We start from the raw sequence: 25,536 nt of genomic DNA on the forward strand, positions 1-25,536 counted from the left end.
GCTGGGAGGATGGTCCGTGTGACAGGAACGCTGGTACTCGCAGGGACCCCCATCGGTGACATCGCGGACGCTCCGCCCCGACTCGCCACCGAACTGGAGAACGCGGACATCGTGGCCGCCGAGGACACCCGGAGGCTGCGGGGTCTGACCCGTGCGCTGGGCATCCACACCACGGGCCGGGTCGTGTCCTACTTCGAGGGCAACGAGTCCGCGCGTACGCCGGAGCTGGTCGAGGCGCTGGTCGGCGGCGCCCGGGTGCTCCTCGTGACCGACGCGGGCATGCCGTCCGTCTCGGACCCCGGTTACCGGCTCGTCGCCGCCGCCGTCGAGCAGGACATCAAGGTCACGGCCGTTCCCGGCCCGTCCGCCGTGCTCACCGCGCTGGCCCTCTCCGGGCTGCCGGTGGACCGTTTCTGCTTCGAGGGCTTCCTGCCGAGGAAGGCCGGAGAGCGCCTCGGGAAGCTGCGCGAGGTCGCGGACGAGCGCCGCACCCTCGTCTACTTCGAGGCCCCGCACCGGCTCGACGACACGCTCGCCGCGATGGCCGAGGTCTTCGGCGCCGAACGCAGGGCCGCCGTCTGCCGCGAGCTGACCAAGACGTACGAGGAGGTCAAGCGCGGCCCGCTGGCCGAGCTCGCGGCCTGGGCCGCCGAGGGCGTACGCGGCGAGATCACCGTCGTCGTCGAGGGCGCCCCCGAGACCGGCCCGGCCGAGCTCGACGCCGAGGAGCTGGTGCGCAGGGTGCAGGTGCGCGAGGAGGCGGGGGAGCGGCGCAAGGAGGCGATCGCCGCCGTCGCCGCCGACGCGGGACTGCCCAAGCGGGAGGTGTTCGATGCCGTCGTCGCGGCAAAGAACGCGGCTGGAAAAGGCTCCGGAAACGGCAAAGAGCTAATCTGAAAGGCAAAGCCGAACCCGGCGCCGGGACCTTTCCTTGGGCGCTCGGCAAGGGAAGAGCCAAGAGCCTTCCATGGTTCGCCCCGCGCTGATGCGCTCCGGCCCGAAAAGGCGTCCACTGATCAGTGGAGAGGAGCTGGCATGAGCGAGATCACCGGCACCGGCATATCCGTCGCCCACGAGGCGTACGCCTTCGCCTGCATGCGCTGCGGATACGGCTGGGAGCAGGCGTACGACATCGAGCACCACGTCGACGCCGCCGGCCACGAGTTCGTCGTCTACAAGGCCGAGGGGGAGCGGGTCCCGTCCCCGCTGTCCAGCCCCACCTGCATGAACTGCGGCGGTCACGTCGTCCGCATCATGCGCGCGGGGCAGGTGTCGTCCGTGCTCGACCTGATCGCGGCCACGGAGAAGCACGGGCAGGGGGCGCGGGCGACGAAGCCGGTCTCGCCGTCCGGGCCCATCGGGCAGGAACTCACCGAGGACACCGCCGGGAGCCCCCCGGTGCCGCACCACTGGCACCTCTCGGACCTCCTGCACCCCTTCCGGAGCCGCCGGTGAACGGCTCCCGGCGGGGAGGGTAACCCCGCACGCGGGCGCTCACGGCCCTCGTACGATCGGGGGCATGAGTGCCAAGGACACCCCGCCGCCGCTGCCCGAACCCCTCCTCGTGGAGGTCGCGGACTCGCACACCCATCTGGACCTGCAGTCCGGGACCGTCGAGGAGGCCCTGGTGAAGGCCGCGGCCGTAGGGGTGACCACGGTCGTGCAGGTCGGCTGTGACGTGAAGGGCTCGCAGTGGGCCGCGGAGACCGCCGCCGCCCACGAGCACGTGCACGCGGCGGTCGCGCTGCACCCCAACGAGGCGCCCCGGATCGTCCTCGGGGACCCCGAAGGCCGGTCCCGGCAGGGTGCCCGCGAGGGCGGCGGCGACGCGGCCCTCGACGACGCGCTCGGCGAGATCGACCGCCTCGCCGCCCTCCCGTACGTCCGCGGGGTCGGCGAGACCGGGCTCGACTTCTTCCGTACGGGCCCCGAGGGCATCGCCGCGCAGGAGCGTTCCTTCCGCGCCCACATCGAGATCGCCAAGCGGCACGGCAAGGCGCTCGTCATCCACGACCGCGAGGCCCACGCCGACGTGCTGCGCGTCCTCGACGAGGAGGGCGCCCCCGAGCGGACCGTCTTCCACTGCTACTCCGGTGACGCCGCCATGGCCGAGATCTGCGCCGCCAAGGGCTACTACATGTCCTTCGCGGGCAACGTCACCTTCAAGAACGCCCAGCACCTGCGGGACGCGCTCGCCGTCGCCCCGCTGGAGCTCGTCCTCGTCGAGACGGACGCGCCCTTCCTCACCCCGGCGCCCTACCGGGGCCGCCCGAACGCCCCCTACCTGATCCCGGTCACTCTGCGGGCGATGGCGGAGGTGCGGGGCATCGGGGAGAACGAGATGGCCGAGGCGATCGCCGTGAACACCGCCCGCGCCTTCGACTACTGAGACCGGGGGAGCACGGACCGCCGATCCATAACGATTACGTTTCGTGGTCGGGTCGTCCGGCTGGGTGACCGGGGTCGGGGCTAGGGTCCCGGCCTCGTGAGCACTTCCCAGGGCAGTCACCGAGCCGGATGGCGAGGCGCGGGCGCGACGCTGCCCGTGCACGAGCAGCCGACGCTGGCAGCACCGCTCGTGCCGCCCGTCGCACCAGCCGTCCCCGGGCAGGGCTCCCGCGCCGCGACCCGGCGCGCCGCCCGCCGCCGCAAGGCCTCGGGGCCCGCAGGGGAGGGCCTGCGGCGGCTCGTCCCACAGGCCCTCGTCGTGGCCTTCCTCGCCGGCGGCACCAGCGCCTTCGTCGCCGACGACAAGGCCGTCCGGCTGTCCGTCGACGGGGTCCCCCGCACCTTCCACACCTTCGCCGACGACGTCGACGAGCTCCTCGCCGACGAGGGCCTCGCCGTCGGCGCCCACGACATCGTCGCGCCCGCCCCCACCGAGGCCCTGACCAGCGGCGACGAGGTCGTCGTCCGGTACGGGCGGCCCGTCGCCCTCACTCTCGACGGGCAGCGCCGCCAGGTGTGGACGACCGCCCGCACCGTGGAGGGCGCCCTGCGCCAGCTCGGGGTCCGCGCCGAGGGCGCGTACCTCTCGGTCTCCCGGAGCGCCGCCATCTCGCGCCAGGGCCTCGCCCTCGACGTCCGCACCGAGCGGACCATCACCTTCCTCGCCGACGGGCGGGAGCGGACCGTCCGTACGAACGCCGCAACCGTCCGCGAAGCCCTCGCCGAGGCCGGGATCACCCTCTCCGGCCAGGACGCCACTTCCGTCACCCCCGACTCCTTCCCCCGTGACGGCCAGACCGTCGCGGTGCTGCGGATCACCGGCTCCCGGCAGGTACGGGAGGAGGCCATCCCGTACGCCGTCGAGAGGACCCGCGACCCCGGACTGTTCGCCGGCACCGAGGTCGTCGAACGGCAGGGCGTCACCGGCGTCCGCCGCGTCACGTACAGCATCCGCACCGTCAACGGCGTCCGGCAGAAGCCCCGGCGCACCTCCGAGGAGATCGTCCGCGAGCCGGTCAGCCGCAAGGTGCGGGTCGGCACCCGCCGGCTGCCCCCCTCGGTCGCGGGCGCCGACGGCCTCGACTGGGGCGCGCTCGCCGCCTGCGAGTCCGGCGGCCGGCCGGGCGCCGTCGACCCCTCGGGGACGTACGGCGGGCTGTACCAGTTCGACCCCGGCACCTGGCGCTCCCTCGGCGGCAGCGGCGTCGCCCAGAACGCGCCCGCCGCCGAGCAGACCTTCCGGGCCAAGAAGCTCTACGTGCAGCGGGGGGCGAGCCCGTGGCCCCACTGCGGCCGGCGGCTGTACCGATGAGCACCACGGGCGGCCGTAGGCTGTACCGGTGAGCACCACCACCGGCCCCGAAAGCCCCGACGCCCTCCTCGGCCCCGCCGACATCCGTGAGCTGGCCGCCGTCCTCGGCGTGCGCCCCACGAAGCAGAAGGGCCAGAACTTCGTCATCGACGCCAACACCGTCCGGCGGATCGTCCGCACGGCGGGGGTACGGCCCGACGACGTGGTCGTGGAGGTGGGGCCGGGACTCGGCTCCCTCACCCTGGCCCTCCTGGAGGCCGCGGACCGGGTGACGGCCGTCGAGATCGACGACGTCCTCGCCGCCGCGCTGCCCGCCACGATCACCGCCCGCATGCCGGCCCGCGCCGACCGCTTCGCGCTCGTCCACGCCGACGCCATGCAGGTCCAGGAGCTGCCGGGCCCGGCGCCGACCGCGCTCGTCGCCAACCTGCCGTACAACGTGGCCGTGCCGGTCCTGCTCCACATGCTGGAGCGGTTCCCGAGCATCGAGCGGACCCTCGTCATGGTCCAGGCCGAGGTCGCCGACCGGCTGGCCGCCAAGCCCGGCAACAAGGTGTACGGCGTGCCGTCGGTGAAGGCGAACTGGTACGCGGAGGTCAAGCGGGCCGGGTCCATCGGCCGCAACGTCTTCTGGCCCGCGCCGAACGTCGACTCCGGCCTCGTCTCCCTGGTCCGCCGCACCGAGCCCCTCGTGACCACCGCCACCCGGCAGGAGGTCTTCGCGGTCGTCGACGCGGCCTTCGCGCAGCGCCGCAAGACCCTGCGCGCGGCCCTCGCGACCTGGGCGGGCTCTCCGGCGGCGGCCGAGGAGGCCCTGGTGAAGGCCGGGATCTCGCCGCAGGCACGGGGCGAGGCGCTGACGGTGGAGGAGTTCGCCCGGATCGCGGAGGCGAAGGCGTGAGCACCCCCCGCCCGGTCACCGTCCGCGTCCCCGCAAAGGTCAACGTGCAGCTCGCGGTGGGCGCGGCCCGCCCCGACGGCTTCCACGACCTGGCCAACGTCTTCCTCGCGGTGTCGTTGCACGACGAGGTGACGGCGACCCCCGCCGCCGAGCTGACCGTCACGTGCGAGGGTCCGGACGCCGACAAGGTGCCGCTGGACCGCACGAACCTGGCCGCGCGGGCCGCCGAACTGCTCGCCGCACGGCACGGCATCTCCCCGGACGTGCACCTGCACATCGCCAAGGACATCCCGGTCGCCGGCGGCATGGCGGGCGGCAGCGCGGACGGCGCGGGCGCCCTGCTCGCCTGCGACGCGCTGTGGGGCCTGGACTCGACCCGGGACGAGCTCCTGGAGATCTGCGCGGAGCTCGGCTCGGACGTGCCGTTCAGCCTGGTGGGCGGGGCGGCGCTGGGCACGGGCCGCGGTGAGCGGCTGACGGAGCTGCCGGTCGGCGGGACCTTCCACTGGGTGTTCGCCGTCGCGGACGGCGGGCTGTCGACGCCGACGGTGTTCGGCGAGTTCGACCGGCTCACCGAAGGCGTCGAGATCCCCGAGCCGGCCGCCTCCCCGGCCCTCCTGGACGCCCTGCGTACCGGCGACACCGCCGCGCTCGCGGGGGCCCTGGCCAACGACCTCCAGGCCCCGGCGCTCTCCCTGCGGCCGTCCCTGGCCGCGACCCTGACGGCCGGCACCGAGGCGGGCGCGCTGGCCGCGCTGGTCTCCGGCTCGGGCCCGACGACGGCGTTCCTGGTGAAGGACGCGGAGACGGCGAAGACGGTCGCCGCCGCGCTGACCGCCTCGGGCACGTGCCGGGCGGCCCGGACGGCGACGTCCCCGGCGCCCGGCGCGGTCGTCCTGACGGCCTGAGACCCACCCGTCACGTTCGTCCGTCCGCGCCTCGGACCCGGTCCCCGACGGGTGCCGCCCGTCGGGCGGGGGAGCGCGGCGACGTACCCTGGGATGTCGATCGATCCCCCGTACAGGAGTCAACGTGGCCGTCAACCTCGTCAATGTCGAGGCCGTCAGCAAGGTGTACGGCACCCGTGCCCTCCTCGACGGGGTCTCGCTCGGTGTCTCCGAAGGGGACCGGATCGGGGTCGTGGGCCGCAACGGCGACGGGAAGACCACCCTCATCCGGATGCTCGCCAAGCTGGAGGAGGCCGACACCGGCCGGGTCACCCACAGCGGGGGGCTGCGTCTCGGGGTGCTCACCCAGCACGACTCGCTCGACCCGAAGGCCACCATCCGGCACGAGGTCATCGGTGTCATGGCGGACCACGAGTGGGCCGGCAGCGCCAAGATCCGGGACGTGCTGACCGGGCTCTTCGGCGGGCTCGACCTGGCCGGCTTCGAGCACGGGCTCGACACCGTCATCGGTCCGCTCTCCGGCGGTGAGCGGCGGCGCATCGCGCTCGCCAAGCTCCTCATCGACGACCAGGACCTGATCGTCCTCGACGAGCCCACCAACCACCTCGACGTCGAGGGCATCTCCTGGCTCGCCCAGCACCTCCAGAGCCGCCGCTCCGCGCTCGTCTGCGTCACCCACGACCGCTGGTTCCTCGACCAGGTCTGCACCCGCATGTGGGACGTACAGCGCGGGGACGTCCACGAGTACGAGGGCGGCTACTCCGACTACGTCTTCGCGCGTGCCGAGCGGGAGCGCATCGCCGCCACCGAGGAGACGAAGCGGCAGAACCTGATGCGCAAGGAACTGGCCTGGCTGCGGCGCGGCGCCCCCGCCCGTACGTCCAAGCCGCGCTACCGCATCGAGGCGGCCAACGAGCTGATCGCCGACGTGCCGCCGCCGCGCGACACCTCCGAGCTGATGAAGTTCGCCAACGCCCGCCTCGGCAAGACGGTCTTCGACCTGGAGGACGTGACCGTCACCGCCGGTCCCAAGACGCTGCTCACGCACCTCACCTGGCAGCTCGGCCCCGGTGACCGCATCGGTCTCGTCGGCGTCAACGGCGCGGGCAAGACCTCACTCCTGCGGGCCCTCGCGGACGCCGCCGTCAGCCAGGGCGAGATCCAGCCCGCCGCCGGTTCCGTCACCGTCGGCAAGACCGTCCGGCTCGCCTACCTCTCCCAGGACGTCACCGAACTCCCCCCCGCCCTGCGGGTCCTCGAGGCCGTCCAGCAGATCCGCGACCGGGTCGACCTCGGCAAGGGCCGCGAGATGACGGCCGGTCAGCTCTGCGAGCAGTTCGGCTTCACCAAGGAGAAGCAGTGGACGCCCGTGGGCGACCTCTCCGGTGGTGAGCGGCGCCGCCTCCAGCTGCTGCGCCTGCTGATGGACGAGCCGAACGTCCTCTTCCTCGACGAGCCCACCAACGACCTCGACATCGAGACCCTGACCCAGCTGGAGGACCTCCTCGACGGCTGGCCCGGCTCCATGGTCGTCATCTCCCACGACCGGTTCTTCATCGAGCGGACCACGGACAAGACGCTCGCGCTGCTCGGCGACCAGACCCTGCGGATGCTGCCGCGCGGCATCGACGAGTACCTGGAGCGGCGCCGGAAGATGATCGAGGCGGCCGTCCCGACGCCCGCCGCCGCGCCCGCGCAGGCGAAGCCCGGCGTCTCCGCCGCGGACTCGCGCGCCGCCAAGAAGGAGCTGCAGAAGGTCGAGCGGCAGCTCGACAAGGTCTCCCAGAAGGAGGCCAGGCTGCACGCCCAGATCGCCGACGACGCCACCGACTTCGAGAAGGTGGCGAAGCTCGACGCGGAGCTGCGGGCACTCGTCGGTGAGCGCGAGGAACTGGAGATGCGCTGGCTCGAACTGGCCGACGACGCATAACGAGGGCATCACAGGCCGGTCCTCCCTTGGGTACAAGGGGCGGACCGGTCGCTTTTGCGCCAGGGCGTGAGTGGTAGAAAGAAAACCCGTTCACGTCAAGGGGGAAACCGCTGATGACCCAGCCGCCCAGCAACCAGCCGCCGGGGGGCTTCGGAGCCCCTCAGGACCCGCACCAGGGCCCGCCGCACCACGGACCGAACCACGGCCAGGGCACGCCGCCCGTCCCGCCGCAGGCACCGCAGAACCCGCCGCCCGCCGCGCCGCCGCAGATGCCGCCGGCCGCGCCCGGCCCGTACGGCCAGCAGCCGCAGCCCGGTTACGGGTACCCGCAGCAGGCCCCGGGGCCGTACGGGCAGCAGCCGCCGCAGCAGCCGTACGGCTACCCGCAGCAGGGCCAGCCCGGCTATCCGCAGCAGCCGGGCCCGTACGGGCAGCAGCAGAACCCGTACGGCGGCTACCCCAGCCAGCCGGGATACCCGGGCGCCCCGACCCCGCCGCCGTCCGGCGGCGGCCTCAAGGGCCGGACCGGTGTCATCGCGGCCGTGGCGGCCGGCGCCGTCCTGGTGGCCGCCGTCACCACCTGGGCCGTCGTCGGCGGAGGCGACGAGAAGGACCCGATCGCCGGTCCGACCGCCACCGCCACGTCCTCCTCCGGAGCCCCCGCGCCCACCGAGTCGGTGGACAAGGGCGACGGCTCGGGAGACGGCTCCAACGGCGAGGAGGACCTCAACGCCGGCCGCAAGGACGGCGAAGCCAAGATCAACTGGCTGCTCAAGAACAACATCGACCTGCCCCGCAACGGCGCCGACGTCTACGGCCCGTGGATCGTCGGCGACACCGTCGTCAAGGCCATGTACAAGAGCGTCTCCGGCTACAGCCTGAGCGACGGCTCCACCAAGTGGAACGTCGACCTGCCGTTCGAGCTGTGCGCGGCGCCCGCGAACCCGTCCGCGAACGGCGTCATGGTCTTCGGCTACGCCGAGAGCGCCAAGGACGGCGCCAAGTGCAACCAGCTGCAGATGCTGGACCTGAAGACCGGCAAGGCGGGCTGGAAGAAGGCCGTGCCCAAGCCCAAGGGCCTGTTCGCCTTCTCCGACAACACGCTGTCCATCAGCGGCAACACGGTGACCGTCGCCGGCACCAGCAGCGCCTACGGTTTCTCGCTGGCCGACGGCAAGCAGCTGTTCACCGGCCCCACCACCGGCTGCAAGCCCTTCGCGTACGCGGGCGGCAGCAAGCTGATCGCGGCCATGGACTGCCCCTCGGGCAGCACGTCCAAGAAGGTCCAGGCGGTCGGCCAGGTCAACCCGGCCACCGGCAAGCCCCTCTACACCTTCCAGCTGGAGGCGAACTGGGAGGTCGACAGGGTCTACTCGGTCGACCCGCTGGTCGTCTCCGCCACCCAGCGCGAGCAGAAGAAGTGGACCGTCTTCGCGCTCGACGCCAACGGCAAGCTGCGCTCGCAGATCCAGGGCGGCAAGGACAAGTTCGCCCCGTCGTGCGGCGGCGGCTTCGTCATCTTCGGCCGCAACCTGGAGGGCTGCACCGGTGTCGCGGCCGACGCGAACACCTTCTACATGGCCACCGAGACCTCGTACGGCACGCCCAACGAGGTCGTCGCCTTCGACCTGAGGACCGGCAAGGCCAAGTGGCGCTCCAAGGCGCCGGGCGAGCAGTCGATGCTCCCGTTGCGCATGGAGGGCGGCCAGGTCCTGGTCTACGTCGACCCGTCGTACGACAAGGGCGGCGCCGTCGCGGCCATCGCCCCGACCGGCGGAGCGCCGAAGATCCTGCTCCAGCACCCGGCGTCCACGGCCCAGGTCGAGAACAGCTTCTACAGCCCGGGCTACGCCTACGGCCAGGGGACGTTCGTGGTGGGGGCCGGGCGTGTGTCCGCCACCAACGACACGGCCGAGAAGCAGGTCAAGACGATGATGGCCTTCAGCAAGTGAGGTACACGGACCGATGACGCAGCCACCCCCGCCCCCGCCGAACCAGCCCCCGGACCCGCAGGGTGGCTTCGGCGCGCCGACGCCCTCGCCGCAGCAGCCCGACCCGGGCTACGGCTATCCGCAGCAGCAGCCGGGCTACGGCTACCCGCAGCAGCCGGACCAGGGTTACGGCTATCCGCAGCAGCCGCCGGCGCCTCCGCAGCAGCCGTACGGCTACCCGACCGCGCCTCAGCAGCAGCCCTACGGCGGCCACCAGCAGCCGGCCCAGCCCCCGTACGGCTATCCGACCCAGCCCCAGCAGCCCGCCTACGGCGGCTACCAGCAGCCGGCTCCGGCCCCGGGGTCCGGCGGCGGGAAGCTGTCGGCGCAGCTCCAGATCATCATCGCGGCGGTCGTCGCCGTCGTCCTGATCGTCGGCGCCGGCATCTGGTACGCCAACTCCGGGAGCGGTGACGGCCCGCCCGAAGAGGCCAAGGGCACGGCCGGCACCTCGCAGGGCACCGCCGGCGGGTCCGGCGGCTCGAACGGTCTGGGCGGCGGCGGCAAGGAGAAGGCGCCGGCGGACACGCAGGCGAAGAAGACCTTCTCGGTCGACCCGCCGAAGGTCCCGGACCTCACCGACGTCTCCGGCTCCTGGATCACCGACAAGGCGTACGTGAAGACCGGGGTCACCTCGATCGTCGCCTACGACCTGGACAAGGGCACGGTCCTGTGGACCCTGCCGCTGACCGGTCAGGTCTGCGGCACCTCGCGGCACATGACCGCCGACCACAAGGTGCCGATCCTCTTCGAGGCGAAGAAGCGGGTGGCACCGCGCTACTACCAGACCTGCACCGAGGTCGGCATGGTCGACCTGAACGCCGGCAAGCTGCTCTGGTCCACCTCGGTCACCGGCGGCAGCGCGGGTGACGAGAAGGCCCGGTTCAGCGAGGTCACGCTCAGCGGGAAGACGGTCGCGGCCGGCGGCACCGACGGAGGCGCCGCCTTCGACATCGCCAACGGCAACCCGCGCTGGAAGCCGCAGCCCGACAAGCAGAGCTGCTACGACCTGGGGTACGGCGGCGGCGAGGGACTCGTCGCGGTCCGCAAGTGCGGTTCGTACAACAGCCAGTACGTGATGATCCAGAACCTCGACCCGATGACGGGCGCCCCGGTCTCGCAGTTCAAGATGCCGACCGGAGTGCAGTACGCGTCGGTGATCTCCACCAGGCCCCTGGTCGTCGCGGCCGACGTCGGCGACAGCGCCGGTGACGGCAGCGGCATCTCGGACTTCTTCTCGATCGACGAGAAGACCGGGAAGCTGAAGGCGAAGATCACGGCGGACGCCGACCAGTACGCGGCCCGCTGCCGTTCGACCAGGGTCGAGTCCTGCTCGCAGGCCCTCGTCGGCAACGGCCGCCTCTACGTGCCGACCGAGGAGCACGAGGGCACGAGCGGCGAGTACGGCGAGGAGACGAACGAGATCATCGCCTTCGACCTCGCCACCGGGAGGACGGTGCCCGAGAAGGCGGACGCGGGCGACAAGTACACGCTGGTCCCGCTGCGCATGGACGGCGGCGATCTCATCGCGTACAAGGCCCCGCCGTACGACAAGGGCGGCCAGATCGTGTCGATCAACGGCGGCACGATGAAGGAGACGCTGCTCCTGGAGAACCCGGGGGACCGCTCGATCCGGGACGCCGAGACCAGCTTCAGCCTGAACGGCTCCGAACTCCTCTACGCCGACGGCCGCTTCTTCCTCTCGGCGACCATGGTGAGCAAGCAGGAGTCGACGTCCAGCTACAAGAGGTACCTGATCGTGGCCTTCGGCGTCGGGCGCTGACGGTCGGCAGGTGAAGGGCCCCTCCGGAGACGACCGGAGGGGCCCTCTTCTTTTCGGGTCCTGACCGGGGGACAGTTCGTCACCGGGAAGAGGGAATTCGGCGGCGAGGGCGGCCACCCGTACCCGGTTCGGGCGATACCGGCCGGGGGAGCGTGTACCTTGCCGGGTCAGGCGTGCCGGGGGACGGCGGGCGCGGAGGATGGGGGATGACCGGGATGGGCGTACGCCTCGTGGTGGTGGACGAGCACCGCCTGCTCGCGGAGGCGCTGGCCTCGGCGCTGAAGCTGCGCGGGCACCGGGTGCTCGCGGCGGCCGCGCCGGTGGCCGGTGCGGCGGAGCTCGTGGTGAGCCGGGCGCCGGAGGTCTGTCTCCTGGGGACGGCCGCGCCCGCCGAGCCGGGCGCCTTCGACGTGGTGGCGCGGATCAAGCGGGAGCGGCCGCAGGTGGCGGTGGTGGTGCTGGGTCCCGTGCCCTCGCCGCGTGGCATCGCGGCGGCGTTCGCGGCCGGGGCCTCGGGCTACGTCCGGCACGACGAGCGCATCGAGGGCGTCGAGAGGGCGCTCGTGAAGGCACGGGCGGGGGAGTCGGCGGTGGCCCCGCAGCTGCTGAGGGCGGCGTTCGCGGAGCTTCTGCATCCCTCGGCGCAGCCGGACGACGAGGGGCTGCGGCTCCTGCGGCTGCTGACGCAGCGGGAGGTGGAGGTCCTCGTCCGGGTCGCGGAGGGGGAGGACACCCGGCTGATCGCCGCGGGGATGGGGATCGCGTCGAGTACGGCGCGGACGCATGTGCAGCGGGTCCTGATGAAGCTGGGGGTGGGGTCGCGCCTCGAAGCGGCGGCGCTCGCCGCCCGTACGGGGCTGCTCGACCGCGCGGTGCCGGGACCGCGGAAGCCCTTCTGAGGTGAGGTGGGACGAAGTCCGGTCCGCCAGGTGGGCGGACCGGCACTCAGCCGTTGACGGCGTTGTTGGAATATGATTCCTTGTGCGTGGTTCTGTTTGATCCCGCCCGGAGGGCAACGCCGTGAAGAAGACCGTCACCACACTGGCCGACGGGCGCGAGCTGATCTACTACGACGCGTACGACGACACCGTCCGCGCCGCCGTCGACCCCCGCCCCCTCACCGCCGTCGTCTCCCGCTCCGAGATCCGGTACGACGCCCTCACCGGCGACCCCGTCGCCGTCGCCTCGCACCGGCAGGCCCGCACCTACCACCCGCCGGCCGATGCCTGTCCCCTCTGTCCCGCCCGCGACGGACACGAGAGCGAGATCCCCGAGGAGAGCTACGAGGTCGCGGTCTTCGAGAACCGCTTCCCCTCCCTGTCCGGCGGCGTCGGTCGCTGCGAGGTCGTCTGCTTCACCGACGACCACACGGCGTCCTTCGCCGACCTCACCAAGGAGCGGGTCGGCCTCGTCCTCGACGCCTGGACCGACCGCACCTCGGCGCTCGCCACGCTCCCCGGCGTCGAGCAGGTCTACTGCTTCGAGAACCGCGGCGCGGAGATCGGCGTCACCCTGCCCCACGCGCACGGCCAGATCTACGCCTTCCCCTACGTGTCCCCCCGTACGGCCGCCATGCGCCGCCGTCTCGACGAGCACCGCGCCGAGACCGGACGGAACCTCTTCGACGACATCGTCGAGCGCGAGCGCGCCGACGGCGAGCGGATCGTCCTGGAGACCGAGCACTGGATCGCCTTCGTCCCGTACGCCGCCCACTGGCCGTACGAGGTGCACCTCCACCCCAGGCGCCGGGTGCCCGATCTCCTCGCCCTCGACGGCGCGGCGCGCACAGAGTGCGCACAGGTCTATCTGGAACTCTTGAGGCGCTTCGACCGGATCTTCGGCCCGGACGAGCCGCCGACGCCCTACATCGCCGCCTGGCACCAGGCGCCGTTCACGGACGTGCGGCGGGAGGACTTCGGACTGCACCTCGAGCTCTTCACCGTCCGGCGGGCCTCCGGCAAGCTGAAGTACCTCGCGGGCACCGAGTCCGGCATGGGCGCGTTCATGAACGACGTACGGCCGGAGGACGCGGCCCGACGACTGCGAGAGGTGGCGACCGGAGCATGAGCACGGACACGAAGAAGTACCTGGTGACGGGCGGGGCCGGATACGTGGGCAGCGTCGTCGCCGCCCACCTCCTGGAGCGGGGCCACCGCGTCACCGTCCTCGACGACCTCTCCACCGGCTTCGCCGAAGCCGTCCCCGAGGGCGCCGAGTTCATCGAGGGCCGCATCCAGGACGCGGCCAGGTGGCTGGACGACGGCTACGACGGCGTCCTGCACTTCGCCGCCTTCTCCCAGGTCGGCGAATCCGTCGCCAAGCCCGAGAAGTACTGGGAGAACAACGTCGGCGGCACCCTGGCCCTGCTCGCCGCCATGCGCGCCGCCGACGTCCGCCGGCTGGTCTTCTCCTCCACCGCCGCCACCTACGGCGAGCCGGAGACCGTACCGATCACCGAGTCCGCGCCGACCGCCCCCACCAGCCCCTACGGGGCGAGCAAGCTGGCCGTCGACCACATGATCGGCGCGGAGTGCGCCGCCCACGGACTCGCCGCCGTCTCGCTGCGCTACTTCAACGTGGCCGGGGCGTACGGCTTCCTCGGCGAGCGGCACGAACCCGAGTCGCACCTGATCCCGCTCGTCCTCCAGGTCGCCCTCGGCCGCCGCGAGGCGATCTCCGTGTACGGCGAGGACTACCCGACCCCGGACGGCACCTGCGTCCGCGACTACATCCACGTCGCCGACCTCGCCGAGGCCCACCTCCTGGCCCTCGACGCCATGACCACCGGCGAACACCTCGTCTGCAACCTGGGCAACGGCAACGGCTTCTCCGTCCGCGAGGTCGTCGAGACCGTGCGGAAGGTCACCGGACACCCCGTCCCCGAGATCACCGCGCCGCGCCGCCCCGGCGACCCCGCGGTCCTCGTCGCCTCCGCCGAGACCGCCCGCGAGCGCCTCGGCTGGACGCCGTCCCGGCCCGACCTGGCGGCGGTCGTCGCCGACGCCTGGGCGTTCGCCCAGCAGCAGGAAGGAGCGCGGCCGTGAGCGCCGCCGCCGACTTCGAGGCGCTGTACGGCGCCGCCCCCGACGGTGCCTGGGCCGCCCCCGGGCGGGTCAACCTCATCGGTGAGTACACCGACTTCAACGACGGCTTCGTGCTGCCGCTCGCGCTGCCGCACACCACCGTCGCCGCCGTCTCCCGCCGCGACGACGGTGTGCTGCGGCTGCACTCCGCCGACATCGACGGCGGCATCGTCCAGCTGGAGGTCGACGCACTCGAACCGCTGTCCGGCGGCGGCTGGGCGGCCTACCCGGCCGGGGTCGTCTGGGCCCTGCGGGAGGCCGGACACCCGGTGGCGGGCGCGGACGTCCACCTCACCTCCACCGTGCCGACCGGCGCCGGACTGTCCTCGTCGGCGGCCCTCGAGGTCGTCACGGCACTCGCCCTGAACGACCTGTTCGGGCTCGGGCTCTCCCGGCCCGAGCTGGCCCGGCTCGCCCAGCGCGCCGAGAACGGCTTCGTCGGCGTCCCCTGCGGGGTCATGGACCAGATGGCCTCCGCCTGCGCCGAGGAGGGCCACGCCCTCCATCTGGACACCCGGGACCTCTCGTACCGCCAGGTCCCCTTCGACCTGGCCCGCGAGGGCCTGCGGCTGCTCGTCGTCGACACCCGCGTGAAGCACGCGCTCGGGGACGGCGCGTACGCAGAGCGGCGCGCCGGTTGTGAAGCGGGTGCGCGGGCGCTCGGAGTGAAGGTCCTGCGCGACGTGAGCGCCGCGCAACTCCCCGAGGCCCTCGCACGGCTCAGCGACGAGACGACCCAGCGGTACGTCCGCCACGTCGTCACCGACAACGCGCGCGTGGAGCGGACGATCGCGCTCCTCGACGCCGGGGACACCCGGGCCGTCGGGCCCGTCCTCACCGAGGGGCACGCCTCCCTCCGGGACGACCTGCGCGTCTCCTGTCCCGAACTGGACCTCGTCGTCGAAGCGGCGAACGACGCCGGGGCGCTCGGTGCCCGGATGACCGGCGGCGGCTTCGGCGGCTCGGCCCTCGTCCTCGTCGACACCGACCGCGCCGAGGCGGTCGCCGCCGCCGTCGTGAGGGCCTTCGTCGCGGCCGGACACGCGGCCCCCGGCGTCTTCCCCGCCGTGCCGTCGGCGGGTGCGCGCAGGCTCTGACCACCCCCCAGGTCCGGACGACTTCGGACAGTTCCGCGAATCGGCCCCCACGGCTACGCCCCGCCCCTACTCTGAGGGGCAGCGCCGGTGGGGGCCGGTGCTGCTCAGGGGGCGAGACCCGGTCGGGTACGGCGCAGGAGAAGCGGGGTAACTGTCATCGCACGGCGGCGGCCGCGCGAGCGACGGACCCGCCCCCGGCGCCGTGCCCGCGTCGGTCCGTTCCTCGACCCTTGGGGGTGTCCGTGGCACGTATCCGTGTCCTGGTGGTGGACGACCACCGCGTCTTCGCCGAATCGCTCGCCGCCGCGCTCGCGGCGGAGCCCGACGTCGACGTCGCCGCCGCGGGAAGCGGCCCGGCCGCCCTGCGCTGCCTGGAGCGGGGTGCGGCGGAGGGGCGCAGGTTCGACGTGCTGCTCGTCGACGCCGAGCTGGGCGCGGGGCCCTCGGGGGCGCCCGTGGCCCGGGTGGTGCCGGACGACGCCGAGGGCGCCGTCGACGGGATCTCCCTGGTGGCCGGGGTGCGCCAGGTCCAGCCCTCGCTCCGTACCGTCGTCCTCGCCGAGAAGGACGACCCGCGGCGGGCCGCGCTCGCCCTCCAGGCGGGCGCTTCCGGCTGGGTCGCGAAGGACTGCTCGCTCCAGCGGCTCCTCGCCGTGGTCCGGGGCGTGCTGCGGGACGAGACCCATCTGCCGCCGGCGCTGCTCACGGGCGTGCTGCGGGAGCTGACGGCGGCCCGCAAGCACCGGTCGGACAGCGAGCGGCTCGTGGAGTCGCTGACTCCGCGCGAGCGGGAGGTGCTGTGCTGCATGGTGGCGGGTCTCGGCCGCAAGGCGGTCGCCGAGCGCCTGTTCCTGTCGCCGCACACGGTCCGTACGCACATGCAGAACGTGCTGGGGAAGCTGGGCGTGCACTCGACCCTGGCGGCGGTGGCCCTCGCCCGTCGGGCGGGTGTGGGCCCGGCGCAGCTCGGCGAGGTCCCGCTAGCCCGGAATGTTGTCGAACGGGGCGGTCAGCCGGCGTAGCAGCGCGGCCAGTTCGCCGCGCTGGGCGCGGGAGAGCTGGGCCAGGATGGCGCGCTCCTGGGCGAGGAGCCCGGCGAGCGCCTCGTCGGCGCGGTCACGGCCCTCGGGGGTGAGCCGCACGAGGACGCCGCGGCGGTCGCTGGGGTCGGGGAGCCGCTCGACGAGGCCCTTCTTGGTGAGCCGGTCGATGCGGTTGGTCATGGTGCCGGAGGTGACCAGGGTCTGCGTCAGGAGTTGGCCGGGGGAGAGCTGGTAGGGCGCTCCGGCCCGGCGCAGGGAGGTGAGGACGTCGAACTCCCAGGGCTCCAGCTGGTGCTCGGAGAAGGCGAGCCGGCGGGCGCGGTCGAGGTGCCGGGCGAGGCGGGAGACGCGGCTGAGCACCTCGAGCGGTTCCACGTCGAGGTCGGGGCGCTCGCGGCGCCATGCTGCGACCAGTCGGTCGACCTCGTCCTCCATGACGATCAGTGTAGAGGGTCTGTTGACATAAAGTCTCTTGTTGTCGAGTTTATCGATGTCAAGTATCTTGATGTCAAGAAATAGTCCGCTGGACTATGGGGAAGGGACCCGGCCGGAACGCCGTTCCGTTTCGGCCACTCGCTCCAGCAAGGGGGCTTCGAACATGCATTCCGTCGCGTCCACCGCACCCACGTGGGACCCGCAGCAGTACCTCCGTCACTCCGCCCACCGCACCCGGCCCTTCCTCGACCTGCTCGCCCGAATACCGGACCTGCCCGCCCACGACCGGCCCGCCCGGATCGCCGACCTGGGCTGCGGTCCCGGCAATGTGACGGCCCTCCTCGCCGAGCGGTGGCCCGACGCCCACATCACCGGCTTCGACCTCTCGCCCGAGATGCTGGAGCGGGCCGAGAAGGACTGGTCCGGCACCACCCGGGGCGGCGGCTGGCTCGATTTCAGGCCCGCCGACGCCGCCCACTGGACCCCCACCGAGCCCTACGACCTGATCGTCTCCAACGCGGCCCTCCAGTGGGTGCCCAACCACCCCGAGTCCTTCGCCCGCTGGATCGCCGGCCTGCGCCCCGGCGGCACCCTCGCCTTCCAGGTCCCCGGCAACTTCACCTCGCCCAGCCACGCCCTGCTCGGCGAACTCTGCGAGACCCCCGAGTGGCGCGGCCGGGTCGGCGACCAGGGCCGTCGCTTCGTCCACATCCTCGACGCCGCCGACTACCTCACCCGCCTCACCGACCTCGGCTGCGAGACGGACGTCTGGGAGACCACGTACTGCCAGCTGCTCCAGGGCGAGGACCCCGTCCTCGACTGGGTCAAGGGCACCGCCCTGCGGCCGGTCCTCACCGCCCTGGGCGACGACCAGGAGGCGGTCGACGCCTTCCTCGGCCAGTACCGCACCCTCCTGCGCGAGGCCTACCCGCCGGGCCCCCACGGCACGGTCTTCCCCTTCCGCCGCGTCTTCGCCCTCGCCCGCACCCGCCCGTGAACGCGGGAACGCCCCGCACCGGAGGACCGGTGCGGGGCGTTCGCGGTGATGCGTGACGCGCGGTGCGCGGTACGACTAGTACAGGCCGTTGTAGGTCTGGTAGCCGGTGCCGATCGACACGCGGGACTTGAACGGCGTGCCCGCCTCGCCGGTGCCCGAGTAGCGGAAGAGCTCGCCGCCCGCGTTCACCGCGAGCAGGTCCGCCTTGCCGTCACCGGTGATGTCACCGGGGGCGGCCAGCTTCGGGTACGCGTTCCAGCCGCCGCCGATCCTCACGCGGGGCTTGAACGTGTAGCCGCCCTGGCCCGTGCCCTGGTGCAGGTACAGGGTGCCGTCCTTGGCACGGGCCACCAGGTCGTTCAGGCCGTCACCGCTGAAGTCGCCCGAGCCCACGATCCGGTCGTACGCGCCCCAACCGGAGCCGACCTTGACGCGTGCGTGGAGCGCCGTGCCGTCGTAGTTGCTCCGGTACAGCCACAGGACGCCCGAGCGGTCACGGGCCACGAAGTCGGCGGTGCCGTCACCGTTCAGGTCACCCGGTCCCGCGATGAGGTTGATGGCGCCCCAGCCGCCGCCGAAGTCGGTCTCACCGCCGTACAGGCGCCCGTCGTAGATCTCCAGGGTGTCGGAGATCCCGTCGCGGCCCAGGGAGTTGACCTCGAAGATCGTGGAGCCGGCCCAGCCGCCGTCGCTGCTGACCTGGGAGCGGGGGAACAGCTTGCCCGTCCCCGTCGGGTTGTACCAGAAGAGCGTGCCCGCCTTGTCACGGGCCAGCAGGCCCTCCTTGCCGTGCGCCGGGACGTTGCCCGCGCCGCCCAGCTGGGCCGCGCCCGCCCAGGCGCCACCGGTGCTCGCCTGGTGGCGGGCCGTGAAGTGGCCGCTGCCGGTGCCGTAGTACACCCACAGCGTGCCGTCGGAACCGCGCGCGATGACATCGGCGATGCCGTTGCCGTTGTCGTCGTCGATGCCGACGATCTGGTTGTAGACGCCCCAGCCGTGGCCGACCTGCTTGGCCGGCTTCATCGTGTAGGGGTTGCCGGTGCTGCCGTAGTAGAAGACGGCGCCGGACGGCGTGCGGGCGAGGAGGTCACCCAGGCCGTCGCCGTCGCTGTCGCCCAGACCGATCAGCTGGTCGTAGACGTGCCAGCCCTTGCCGATCTTCCTGGGAGCGTGGAACGGGGCGTTGTACGTGCCGGTCGACGCGTAGACGTACAGCTCGCCGGCGGGCGTACGGGCCATCACGTCCGCGCGGCCGTCACCACTGATGTCGCCGGGCGAGAAGATCTTGTTGTAGATCTGCCAGCCGGGGCCGCTCCAGCGGTAGCTGCCGTAGGACGGTGTGGCGTCCCCGTACAGGCTCACCGTGCCGAACTTCGACAGCGTCAGGACCTCGGGGCCGCTGCCGTTCCCGTCCTGGTCACCGATCGGAATGACGTCCTTGACGAACTCGCTGGTCGAGGAGAACTCCGCGGGCTCGGCCGTGGTCGACACCGAGAACACCGAACCGTCGCCGGCGCGGTAGAGGACATCGCTGTGGCCGTCGCCGTCGAGGTCCGAGCGCGACGGGAGGCTTGCCGCCGTGGCACCGGCGACACCGGCGGACCGGGAGCCGTCCTGCGGCAGGAACCGCTTCGACGGAGCCGCGGGGGCCGGAGCGGGCTTCTCGACCGCGGGACGCGGCGACGGCGAGTCGGCGGACGCCGGACCCGCGAGGAGCATGCCCGCGGAGAGAGCGAGCGCGGTGCAGGTGGCGACACGACGCGCACGCTTGGAGTGCAGGAAGAACAAAAAGATCCCCCCCAAGGGAATCAGAGGTTCAAAGGGAACCAAGCGGGGGGGTTCGTACAGGCGTCGAACGGCGTCAGCGCATGACGGAAGCCACGCGGAGACGACCTCGTAGGACGGTCGGACACCCCCCCGGATGTGGAACACGATTCTACTCACGGGGGAGCCACACGCCAGAGGGTTACGCCGCGAATCCGACCGTCCGGTCAGTTCTCGCGGAGCCCTCAGCTCTTCCGGTGCCCTATCAACCGCGGCTTCTGCTCCAACCCGTCCAGACCGTGCCACGCCAGGTTCACCAGATGCGCAGCGACCTCCGCCTTCTTCGGCTTGCGGACGTCCAGCCACCACTGGCCCGTCAGCGCCACACTGCCCACCAGGGCCTGCGCGTACAGCGGTGCCAGCTTCGGGTCGAAACCGCGGGCCTTGAACTCCAGGCCCAGGATGTCCTCCACCTGCGTGGCGATGTCACTGATCAGGGACGCGAACGTCCCCGTCGACTGCGCCACCGGAGAATCCCGCACGAGGATCCGGAAGCCGTCCGTGTAGTTCTCGATGTAGTCCAGCAGCGCGAACGCCGCCTGCTCCAGGAGCTCCCGGGGGTGCCCGGCCGTCAGCGCCCCCGTCACCCCGTCGAGGAGCTGGCGCATCTCCCGGTCGACCACGACCGCGTACAGCCCCTCCTTCCCCCCGAAGTGCTCGTACACCACCGGCTTGGAGACCCCGGCCTTCGCCGCGATCTCCTCCACCGACGTGCCCTCGAAGCCCTTCGCGGCGAACAGCGTGCGGCCGATGTCGAGCAGCTGCTCGCGGCGCTCCGCGCCCGTCATCCGCACCCGGCGACCTCGCCGGGGCTTCTGCTCGCCGCTGCCGGTGCCGCTGGTCCTGCCGTCGATCGCCACGTCTTCCATCATGCCGCGTCTGCGGACACGGTCCGGCGGCGGGCTTCGACGCGGTCCTTCGCCGGCCAGCGCACGTCGTACGCCCAGCCCGCCTTCTCGAACCAGCGGATCAGCCGGGCGCTGGAGTCGACCTGGCCGCGCAGCACCCCGTGCCGGGCCGACGTCGGGTCCGCGTGGTGCAGGTTGTGCCAGGACTCGCCGCACGACAGCACCGCGAGCCACCACACGTTGCCCGAACGGTCCCGCGACTTGAACGGACGCTTGCCCACCGCGTGACAGATCGAGTTGATCGACCACGTCACGTGGTGCAGCAGCGCGACCCGCACCAGGGAGCCCCAGAAGAACGCGGTGAACGCGCCCCACCACGACATCGTCACCAGACCGCCCACCAGCGGCGGGATCGCGAGCGACAGGATCGTGAAGGAGAGGAAGTGGCGCGAGATCCCCCGGATCGCCGGGTCCTTGATCAGATCGGGGGCGTACGTGTGCTGCGGCGTCCGCTCCTCGTCGAACATCCACCCGATGTGCGCCCACCACAGGCCCTTCATCAGCGCCGGGACCGTCTCGCCGTACCGCCACGGCGAGTGCGGGTCACCCTCGGCGTCCGAGAACTTGTGGTGCTTGCGGTGATCCGCCACCCAGCGCACCAACGGCCCCTCCACGGCCAGCGACCCCATGACCGCGAGCGCGATCCGCAGCGGCCGCTTCGCCTTGAACGAACCGTGCGTGAAGTACCGGTGGAAACCGATCGTGATCCCGTGACAGCCGATGTAGTACATCGCCACCATCAGCCCGAGATCCAGCCAGCTCACCCCCCAGCCCCAGGCCAGGGGCACCGCCCCGAGCAGCGCCACGAACGGCACCGCGATGAAGAGGAGCAGGGTGACCCGCTCGATCGAACCCTTGCTGTCGCCGCCGAGCGTGGCCGAGGGCAGCGCCCCGGCCACGTCCGGCGACTCCGAAGGAGTGGTCACCTCTGGGCTGGTGGTCATGGGTGTCCCTTGGGGGGTGAGGGTGAGGGAAAATGGGAGAAAGTCCCACTAAACGGGACCGGGGCTACGCCTCCGTAACCTACGGCGTCGTAAGTATGGCAGCGACGGGGCGCGCGGCAAGAGGGGCGAGGCCGCCGCCGAGAACACGGACACCTATCCTGGGTGCGTCGGACAGCGCGGTCCGCAAGCCTCCAGTACCCCTCCAGACGTGCTCAAACACTGCAAGGAGCCGCACCTGTGAGCAGTGCCGACCAGACCCCCACCGCCAGCACCGAGCTGCGCGCCGACATCCGCCGACTGGGTGATCTCCTCGGCGAGACCCTCGTCCGCCAGGAGGGCCACGAACTCCTCGACCTCGTCGAGCGGGTCCGCAGCCTCACCCGCGAGGACGGCGAGGCCGCCGCCGAGCTGCTCCGAGGCGTCGAACTGGAGACGGCCGCCAAGCTCGTGCGCGCCTTCTCCACCTACTTCCACCTCGCCAACGTCACCGAGCAGGTCCACCGCGGCCGCGAGATGCGCGAGAAGCGCGCCGCCGAGGGCAGCCTCCTCGCCCGCACCGTCGACATGCTCAAGGACGGCGACCCCGAGCACGTCCGCGAGACGGTCAAGAACCTCAACGTCCGGCCCGTCTTCACCGCGCACCCCACCGAAGCCGCCCGTCGCTCCGTCCTCAACAAGCTCCGCCGGATCGCCGCCCTCCTGGAGACCCCGGTCATCGAGGCCGACCGGCGCCGCCACGACCTGCGGCTCGCCGAGAACATCGACCTCATCTGGCAGACCGACGAACTCCGGGTCGTCCGCCCCGAGCCCGCCGACGAGGCCCGCAACGCCATCTACTACCTCGACGAGCTGCACGCGGGCGCCGTCGGCGACGTCCTGGAGGACCTCGCGGCCGAGCTGGAGCGCGTCGGCGTCGAACTGCCCTCCGGCACCCGCCCGCTCACCTTCGGCACCTGGATCGGCGGCGACCGCGACGGCAACCCCAACGTCACCCCCCAGGTGACCAGGGACGTCCTGATCCTCCAGCACGAGCACGGCATCACCGACGCCCTCGAACTCGTCGACTACCTCCGCGGACTGCTCTCCAACTCCATCCGCTACGCCGGGGCCACCCAGGAACTCCTGGACTCCCTCCAGCGCGACCTGGACCTCCTCCCGGAGATCAGCCCCCGCTACAAGCGCCTCAACGCCGAGGAGCCCTACCGGCTCAAGGCCACCTGCATCCGGCAGAAGCTCGTCAACACCCGCGAGCGCCTCGCCGCCGGCACCCCCCACCAGGACGGCCGCGACTACCTCGGCACCGCCGAACTCGTCCACGACCTCACCCTGATCCAGACCTCGCTGCGCGAGCACCGCGGCGGCCTCTTCGCCGACGGCCGGATGGACCGCACCATCCGCACCCTGTCGGCCTTCGGCCTCCAGCTCGCCACCATGGACGTCCGCGAGCACGCCGACGCCCACCACCACGCCCTCGGCCAGCTCTTCGACCGCCTCGGCGAGGAGTCCTGGCGGTACGCCGACATGCCGCGCGACTACCGGCAGAAGCTCCTCGCCAAGGAGCTGCGCTCGCGCCGCCCGCTCGCCCCCACCCCGGCCCCGCTGGACGCCGCCGGAGAGAAGACCCTCGGCGTCTTCCACACCATCAAGGAGGCCTTCGAGCGCTTCGGCCCCGAGGTCATCGAGTCGTACATCATCTCGATGTGCCAGGGCGCCGACGACGTCTTCGCCGCCGCCGTCCTCGCCCGCGAGGCCGGCCTGATCGACCTGCACGGCGGCTGGGCCAAGATCGGCATCGTGCCGCTCCTGGAGACCACCGACGAGCTCAAGGCCGCCGACGTCATCCTCGACGGCATGCTGGCCGACCCCTCCTACCGGCGCCTCGTCTCGCTCCGCGGCGACGTCCAGGAGGTCATGCTCGGCTACTCGGACTCCTCCAAGTTCGGCGGCATCACGACGAGCCAGTGGGAGATCCACCGGGCGCAGCGCCGCCTCCGCGACGTCGCCCACCGCTACGGCGTACGGCTCCGCCTCTTCCACGGCCGCGGCGGCACCGTCGGCCGCGGCGGCGGCCCCTCGCACGACGCGATCCTCGCGCAGCCCTGGGGCACCCTGGAGGGCGAGATCAAGGTGACCGAGCAGGGCGAGGTCATCTCCGACAAGTACCTGATCCCGTCGCTCGCCCGCGAGAACCTCGAACTGACCGTCGCCGCCACGCTGCAGGCCTCCGCCCTGCACACCGCGCCGCGCCAGTCCGACGAGGCCCTCGCCCGCTGGGACGCGGCCATGGACACCGTCTCCGACGCCGCCCACACCGCGTACCGCAAGCTGGTCGAGGACCCGGACCTGCCGACGTACTTCCTCGCCTCGACCCCGGTCGACCAGCTCGCCGACCTGCACCTGGGCTCGCGGCCCTCCCGCCGCCCCGGCTCGGGCGTCTCCCTCGACGGCCTCCGCGCCATCCCGTGGGTCTTCGGCTGGACCCAGTCCCGGCAGATCGTCCCCGGCTGGTTCGGCGTCGGCTCCGGCCTCAAGGCCCTGCGCGAGGCCGGACTCGACCCGGTCCTCGGCGAGATGTACGACCAGTGGCACTTCTTCCGCAACTTCCTCGCCAACGTCGAGATGACGCTCGCGAAGACCGACCTGCGGATCGCCCGCCACTACGTCGACACCCTGGTCCCCGACGACCTCAAGCACGTCTTCGACACCATCGAGGCCGAGCACGCGCTGACCGTCGCCGAGGTCCTCAAGGTCACCGGCGGCGAGAAGCTCCTCGACTCCAACCCGGTCCTCCAGCAGACCTTCGCCATCCGCGACGCCTACCTGGACCCGATCTCCTACCTCCAGGTCGCCCTGCTCGACCGTCAGCGCACCGCCGCCGAGCGCGGCGAGGAGCCGGACCCGCTGCTCGCACGGGCCCTGCTCCTCACCGTCAACGGCGTGGCGGCGGGCCTGCGCAACACCGGCTGACGCCCGCCCGCCGATACGACGGCGCCCCCGTGGAGGTTCTCCACGGGGGCACCGTCATGACGGGGTGCGTCAGCCCTGCTGGGCGGCCTTGCGGCGGCGGGTCACCAGGAACGCGCCGACGCCCGCGAGGGCCACGGCCGCGGCGGCGAGAACGCCGACGGGCGCGCTCGAACCGGTCTCGGCCAGGTCGCCACCGCTACCGCCGGTGCCGCCGGTCCCACCCGCGGGGGCGGTCGCGGACGGCGACTCGGTGCCACCGGGGGTCTCCGAGGCGCCGGGGGTCCCGGACGGGGACACGGACGCGCTCGGCGTACCCGAGGGGGTGCCGGACGGGGTGCCCGAAGTCTCGGACGGCGTCTCGGACGGGGTGCCCGAGGTGGTCTCGGACGGCGTCCCGGACGGGGTGCCCGACGGCGTCCCGGAGGGGGTGCCGGTGGGGGTGCCGGTCGGGGTCGAGGTGCTCGCCGCGCAGGTGTGCGACAGGTTGAACCAGCCCTGCTTGACCTCGCCGGAGACCTCGGCCGAGGCCGAGACCAGCTTCGCGCCCGGCTCCGAGATCGCGTACGCGTGCTTGTCGCTCGGCGGACCGAACGTCGTGATGGTCTGGGTACCGCCCGGCTCGAACTCCACCGTCAGCTTGGTGAAGACGGCGTCGTCACCCTTGCCGCTGCCGGGCAGCACGAAGTGCCAGCCGTCCTTGTCGCTGGGGACCGGCGGGCAGTCGCCGTCGCCGCCGAACTCCTCGGCGGTCAGCGGAAGCTCCTCGACCTGGTGCAGGGGAAGCGGCTTGGGGCCTACCGAGGCGGAGGCCACCGGCGCCAGGACGAGGGAGCCCGCCAGGGCCGCGACGAGCGCGGCGGCGGGAAGGAGGGAGCGTCGCATGTGCAATCGTCCATCTGTAAATGAGGGATGCCGTGGGGGGTGGCAGGAGGGCAGCCTATCCGTCGCCTCAACTCACCTTTAAG

21 protein-coding genes are annotated in these 25,536 nt (G+C 72.3%); 16 read left to right on the forward strand and 5 right to left on the reverse strand.

Features of this window, described 5'->3' with window-relative positions; translation table 11 throughout:
• Positions 1-9 precede the first annotated feature (9 nt).
• The 14 genes from rsmI (at position 10) to ABZ567_RS24270 (ending at position 16,475) form a co-directional block, all read left to right on the forward strand.
• Positions 10-897 (forward strand): 16S rRNA (cytidine(1402)-2'-O)-methyltransferase, encoded by an 888-nt coding sequence (gene rsmI, locus ABZ567_RS24205; RefSeq protein WP_360793308.1) that lies wholly within the window; start codon positions 10-12, stop codon positions 895-897.
• A gap of 138 nt (positions 898-1,035) precedes the next feature.
• Positions 1,036-1,455, forward strand: a complete 420-nt coding sequence (locus ABZ567_RS24210; protein ID WP_360793310.1) for a hypothetical protein — start codon at positions 1,036-1,038, stop codon at positions 1,453-1,455.
• Positions 1,456-1,519: 64 nt separating this feature from the next.
• Complete coding sequence (locus ABZ567_RS24215; protein ID WP_360793312.1) at positions 1,520-2,389, forward strand: TatD family hydrolase; 870 nt, start codon at positions 1,520-1,522, stop codon at positions 2,387-2,389.
• 96 nt (positions 2,390-2,485) lie between these two features.
• Positions 2,486-3,760, forward strand: a complete 1,275-nt coding sequence (locus ABZ567_RS24220; protein WP_360793314.1) for a ubiquitin-like domain-containing protein — start codon at positions 2,486-2,488, stop codon at positions 3,758-3,760.
• 28 nt (positions 3,761-3,788) lie between these two features.
• Positions 3,789-4,661, forward strand: a complete 873-nt coding sequence (gene rsmA, locus ABZ567_RS24225; protein ID WP_360793316.1) for a 16S rRNA (adenine(1518)-N(6)/adenine(1519)-N(6))-dimethyltransferase RsmA — start codon at positions 3,789-3,791, stop codon at positions 4,659-4,661.
• A complete protein-coding gene (locus ABZ567_RS24230; RefSeq protein WP_360793318.1) occupies positions 4,658-5,569 on the forward strand; it encodes a 4-(cytidine 5'-diphospho)-2-C-methyl-D-erythritol kinase in 912 nt (303 codons plus the stop codon). Before rsmA ends, ABZ567_RS24230 begins: the two co-directional genes overlap by 4 nt.
• Positions 5,570-5,693: 124 nt before the next feature.
• Positions 5,694-7,499, forward strand: coding sequence for an ABC-F family ATP-binding cassette domain-containing protein (locus ABZ567_RS24235; protein WP_360793320.1), 1,806 nt, complete (start codon positions 5,694-5,696; stop codon positions 7,497-7,499).
• 113 nt (positions 7,500-7,612) lie between these two features.
• On the forward strand, positions 7,613-9,451 hold the full coding sequence (locus tag ABZ567_RS24240) for a PQQ-binding-like beta-propeller repeat protein (RefSeq protein WP_360793322.1): 1,839 nt from the start codon (positions 7,613-7,615) through the stop codon (positions 9,449-9,451).
• Positions 9,452-9,464: 13 nt separating this feature from the next.
• Entirely contained in the window at positions 9,465-11,273 is a 1,809-nt protein-coding gene (locus ABZ567_RS24245; RefSeq protein ID WP_360793324.1) for a PQQ-binding-like beta-propeller repeat protein, read from the forward strand.
• 215 nt (positions 11,274-11,488) lie between these two features.
• Entirely contained in the window at positions 11,489-12,172 is a 684-nt protein-coding gene (locus tag ABZ567_RS24250) for a LuxR C-terminal-related transcriptional regulator (RefSeq protein ID WP_360793571.1), read from the forward strand.
• Between the two features lie 121 nt (positions 12,173-12,293).
• The gene (gene galT, locus ABZ567_RS24255; protein WP_360793326.1) at positions 12,294-13,340 is read left to right on the forward strand and encodes a galactose-1-phosphate uridylyltransferase; all 1,047 of its coding nucleotides are present in this window, start codon (positions 12,294-12,296) and stop codon (positions 13,338-13,340) included.
• Complete coding sequence (galE, locus tag ABZ567_RS24260) at positions 13,337-14,317, forward strand: UDP-glucose 4-epimerase GalE (RefSeq protein WP_360793328.1); 981 nt, start codon at positions 13,337-13,339, stop codon at positions 14,315-14,317. The genes galT and galE overlap by 4 nt, the downstream gene beginning before the upstream one ends.
• A complete protein-coding gene (gene galK / locus ABZ567_RS24265; RefSeq protein ID WP_360793330.1) occupies positions 14,314-15,453 on the forward strand; it encodes a galactokinase in 1,140 nt (379 codons plus the stop codon). Before galE ends, galK begins: the two co-directional genes overlap by 4 nt.
• A gap of 230 nt (positions 15,454-15,683) precedes the next feature.
• On the forward strand, positions 15,684-16,475 hold the full coding sequence (locus tag ABZ567_RS24270) for a response regulator transcription factor (protein WP_360793332.1): 792 nt from the start codon (positions 15,684-15,686) through the stop codon (positions 16,473-16,475).
• Here the strand turns inward: ABZ567_RS24270 and ABZ567_RS24275 are convergent.
• Positions 16,434-16,931: a MarR family transcriptional regulator gene (locus tag ABZ567_RS24275; protein WP_017241145.1), complete on the reverse strand. Its 498-nt coding sequence runs from the start codon at positions 16,929-16,931 to the stop codon at positions 16,434-16,436. The genes ABZ567_RS24270 and ABZ567_RS24275 overlap by 42 nt on opposite strands.
• Before the next feature lie 163 nt (positions 16,932-17,094).
• Between ABZ567_RS24275 and ABZ567_RS24280 the strand changes: the two genes are divergently transcribed.
• Positions 17,095-17,928: a trans-aconitate 2-methyltransferase gene (locus tag ABZ567_RS24280; RefSeq protein ID WP_360793334.1), complete on the forward strand. Its 834-nt coding sequence runs from the start codon at positions 17,095-17,097 to the stop codon at positions 17,926-17,928.
• 75 nt (positions 17,929-18,003) lie between these two features.
• On the opposite strand, the gene ABZ567_RS24285 is transcribed toward ABZ567_RS24280, so the two are convergent.
• The 3 genes from ABZ567_RS24285 to ABZ567_RS24295 all read right to left on the reverse strand — a co-directional run bounded on the left by ABZ567_RS24285 (position 18,004) and on the right by ABZ567_RS24295 (position 21,604).
• Positions 18,004-19,716, reverse strand: coding sequence for a VCBS repeat-containing protein (locus tag ABZ567_RS24285; RefSeq protein WP_360793336.1), 1,713 nt, complete (start codon positions 19,714-19,716; stop codon positions 18,004-18,006).
• Between the two features lie 221 nt (positions 19,717-19,937).
• Positions 19,938-20,624 carry a TetR/AcrR family transcriptional regulator gene (locus tag ABZ567_RS24290; RefSeq protein ID WP_360793338.1) on the reverse strand — a complete coding sequence of 229 codons (687 nt, stop codon included), beginning with the start codon at positions 20,622-20,624 and terminating at the stop codon, positions 19,938-19,940.
• Positions 20,621-21,604, reverse strand: a complete 984-nt coding sequence (locus ABZ567_RS24295) for a fatty acid desaturase (RefSeq protein WP_360793340.1) — start codon at positions 21,602-21,604, stop codon at positions 20,621-20,623. The genes ABZ567_RS24290 and ABZ567_RS24295 overlap by 4 nt, the downstream gene beginning before the upstream one ends.
• A gap of 237 nt (positions 21,605-21,841) precedes the next feature.
• Here ABZ567_RS24295 and ppc point away from each other — a divergent pair, with 237 nt between their 5' ends.
• Complete coding sequence (gene ppc, locus ABZ567_RS24300; protein WP_360793342.1) at positions 21,842-24,571, forward strand: phosphoenolpyruvate carboxylase; 2,730 nt, start codon at positions 21,842-21,844, stop codon at positions 24,569-24,571.
• Between the two features lie 69 nt (positions 24,572-24,640).
• Here ppc and ABZ567_RS24305 read toward each other — a convergent pair whose 3' ends face one another.
• On the reverse strand, positions 24,641-25,453 hold the full coding sequence (locus ABZ567_RS24305) for an LPXTG cell wall anchor domain-containing protein (protein WP_360793344.1): 813 nt from the start codon (positions 25,451-25,453) through the stop codon (positions 24,641-24,643).
• Positions 25,454-25,536 lie beyond the last annotated feature (83 nt).

The sequence above is a fragment of the Streptomyces sp. NPDC016459 genome (assembly GCF_040632845.1).
In the GTDB taxonomy this organism is placed as follows: domain Bacteria; phylum Actinomycetota; class Actinomycetes; order Streptomycetales; family Streptomycetaceae; genus Streptomyces.

Excerpts from the sequence above, each read along its gene's own strand:
- rsmI (WP_360793308.1), top strand. The coding sequence starts at position 10 with ATGGTCCGTGTGACAGGAACGCTGGTACTCGCAGGGACCCCCATCGGT.
- ABZ567_RS24210 (WP_360793310.1), top strand. The coding sequence starts at position 1,036 with ATGAGCGAGATCACCGGCACCGGCATATCCGTCGCCCACGAGGCGTAC.
- ABZ567_RS24215 (WP_360793312.1), top strand. The coding sequence starts at position 1,520 with ATGAGTGCCAAGGACACCCCGCCGCCGCTGCCCGAACCCCTCCTCGTG.
- ABZ567_RS24240 (WP_360793322.1), top strand. The coding sequence starts at position 7,613 with ATGACCCAGCCGCCCAGCAACCAGCCGCCGGGGGGCTTCGGAGCCCCT.
- ABZ567_RS24245 (WP_360793324.1), top strand. The coding sequence starts at position 9,465 with ATGACGCAGCCACCCCCGCCCCCGCCGAACCAGCCCCCGGACCCGCAG.
- ABZ567_RS24250 (WP_360793571.1), top strand. The coding sequence starts at position 11,489 with ATGGGCGTACGCCTCGTGGTGGTGGACGAGCACCGCCTGCTCGCGGAG.
- galE (WP_360793328.1), top strand. The coding sequence starts at position 13,337 with ATGAGCACGGACACGAAGAAGTACCTGGTGACGGGCGGGGCCGGATAC.
- ABZ567_RS24275 (WP_017241145.1), bottom strand. The coding sequence starts at position 16,931 with ATGGAGGACGAGGTCGACCGACTGGTCGCAGCATGGCGCCGCGAGCGC.
- ABZ567_RS24280 (WP_360793334.1), top strand. The coding sequence starts at position 17,095 with ATGCATTCCGTCGCGTCCACCGCACCCACGTGGGACCCGCAGCAGTAC.
- ABZ567_RS24290 (WP_360793338.1), bottom strand. The coding sequence starts at position 20,624 with ATGATGGAAGACGTGGCGATCGACGGCAGGACCAGCGGCACCGGCAGC.
- ABZ567_RS24295 (WP_360793340.1), bottom strand. The coding sequence starts at position 21,604 with ATGACCACCAGCCCAGAGGTGACCACTCCTTCGGAGTCGCCGGACGTG.
- ABZ567_RS24305 (WP_360793344.1), bottom strand. The coding sequence starts at position 25,453 with ATGCGACGCTCCCTCCTTCCCGCCGCCGCGCTCGTCGCGGCCCTGGCG.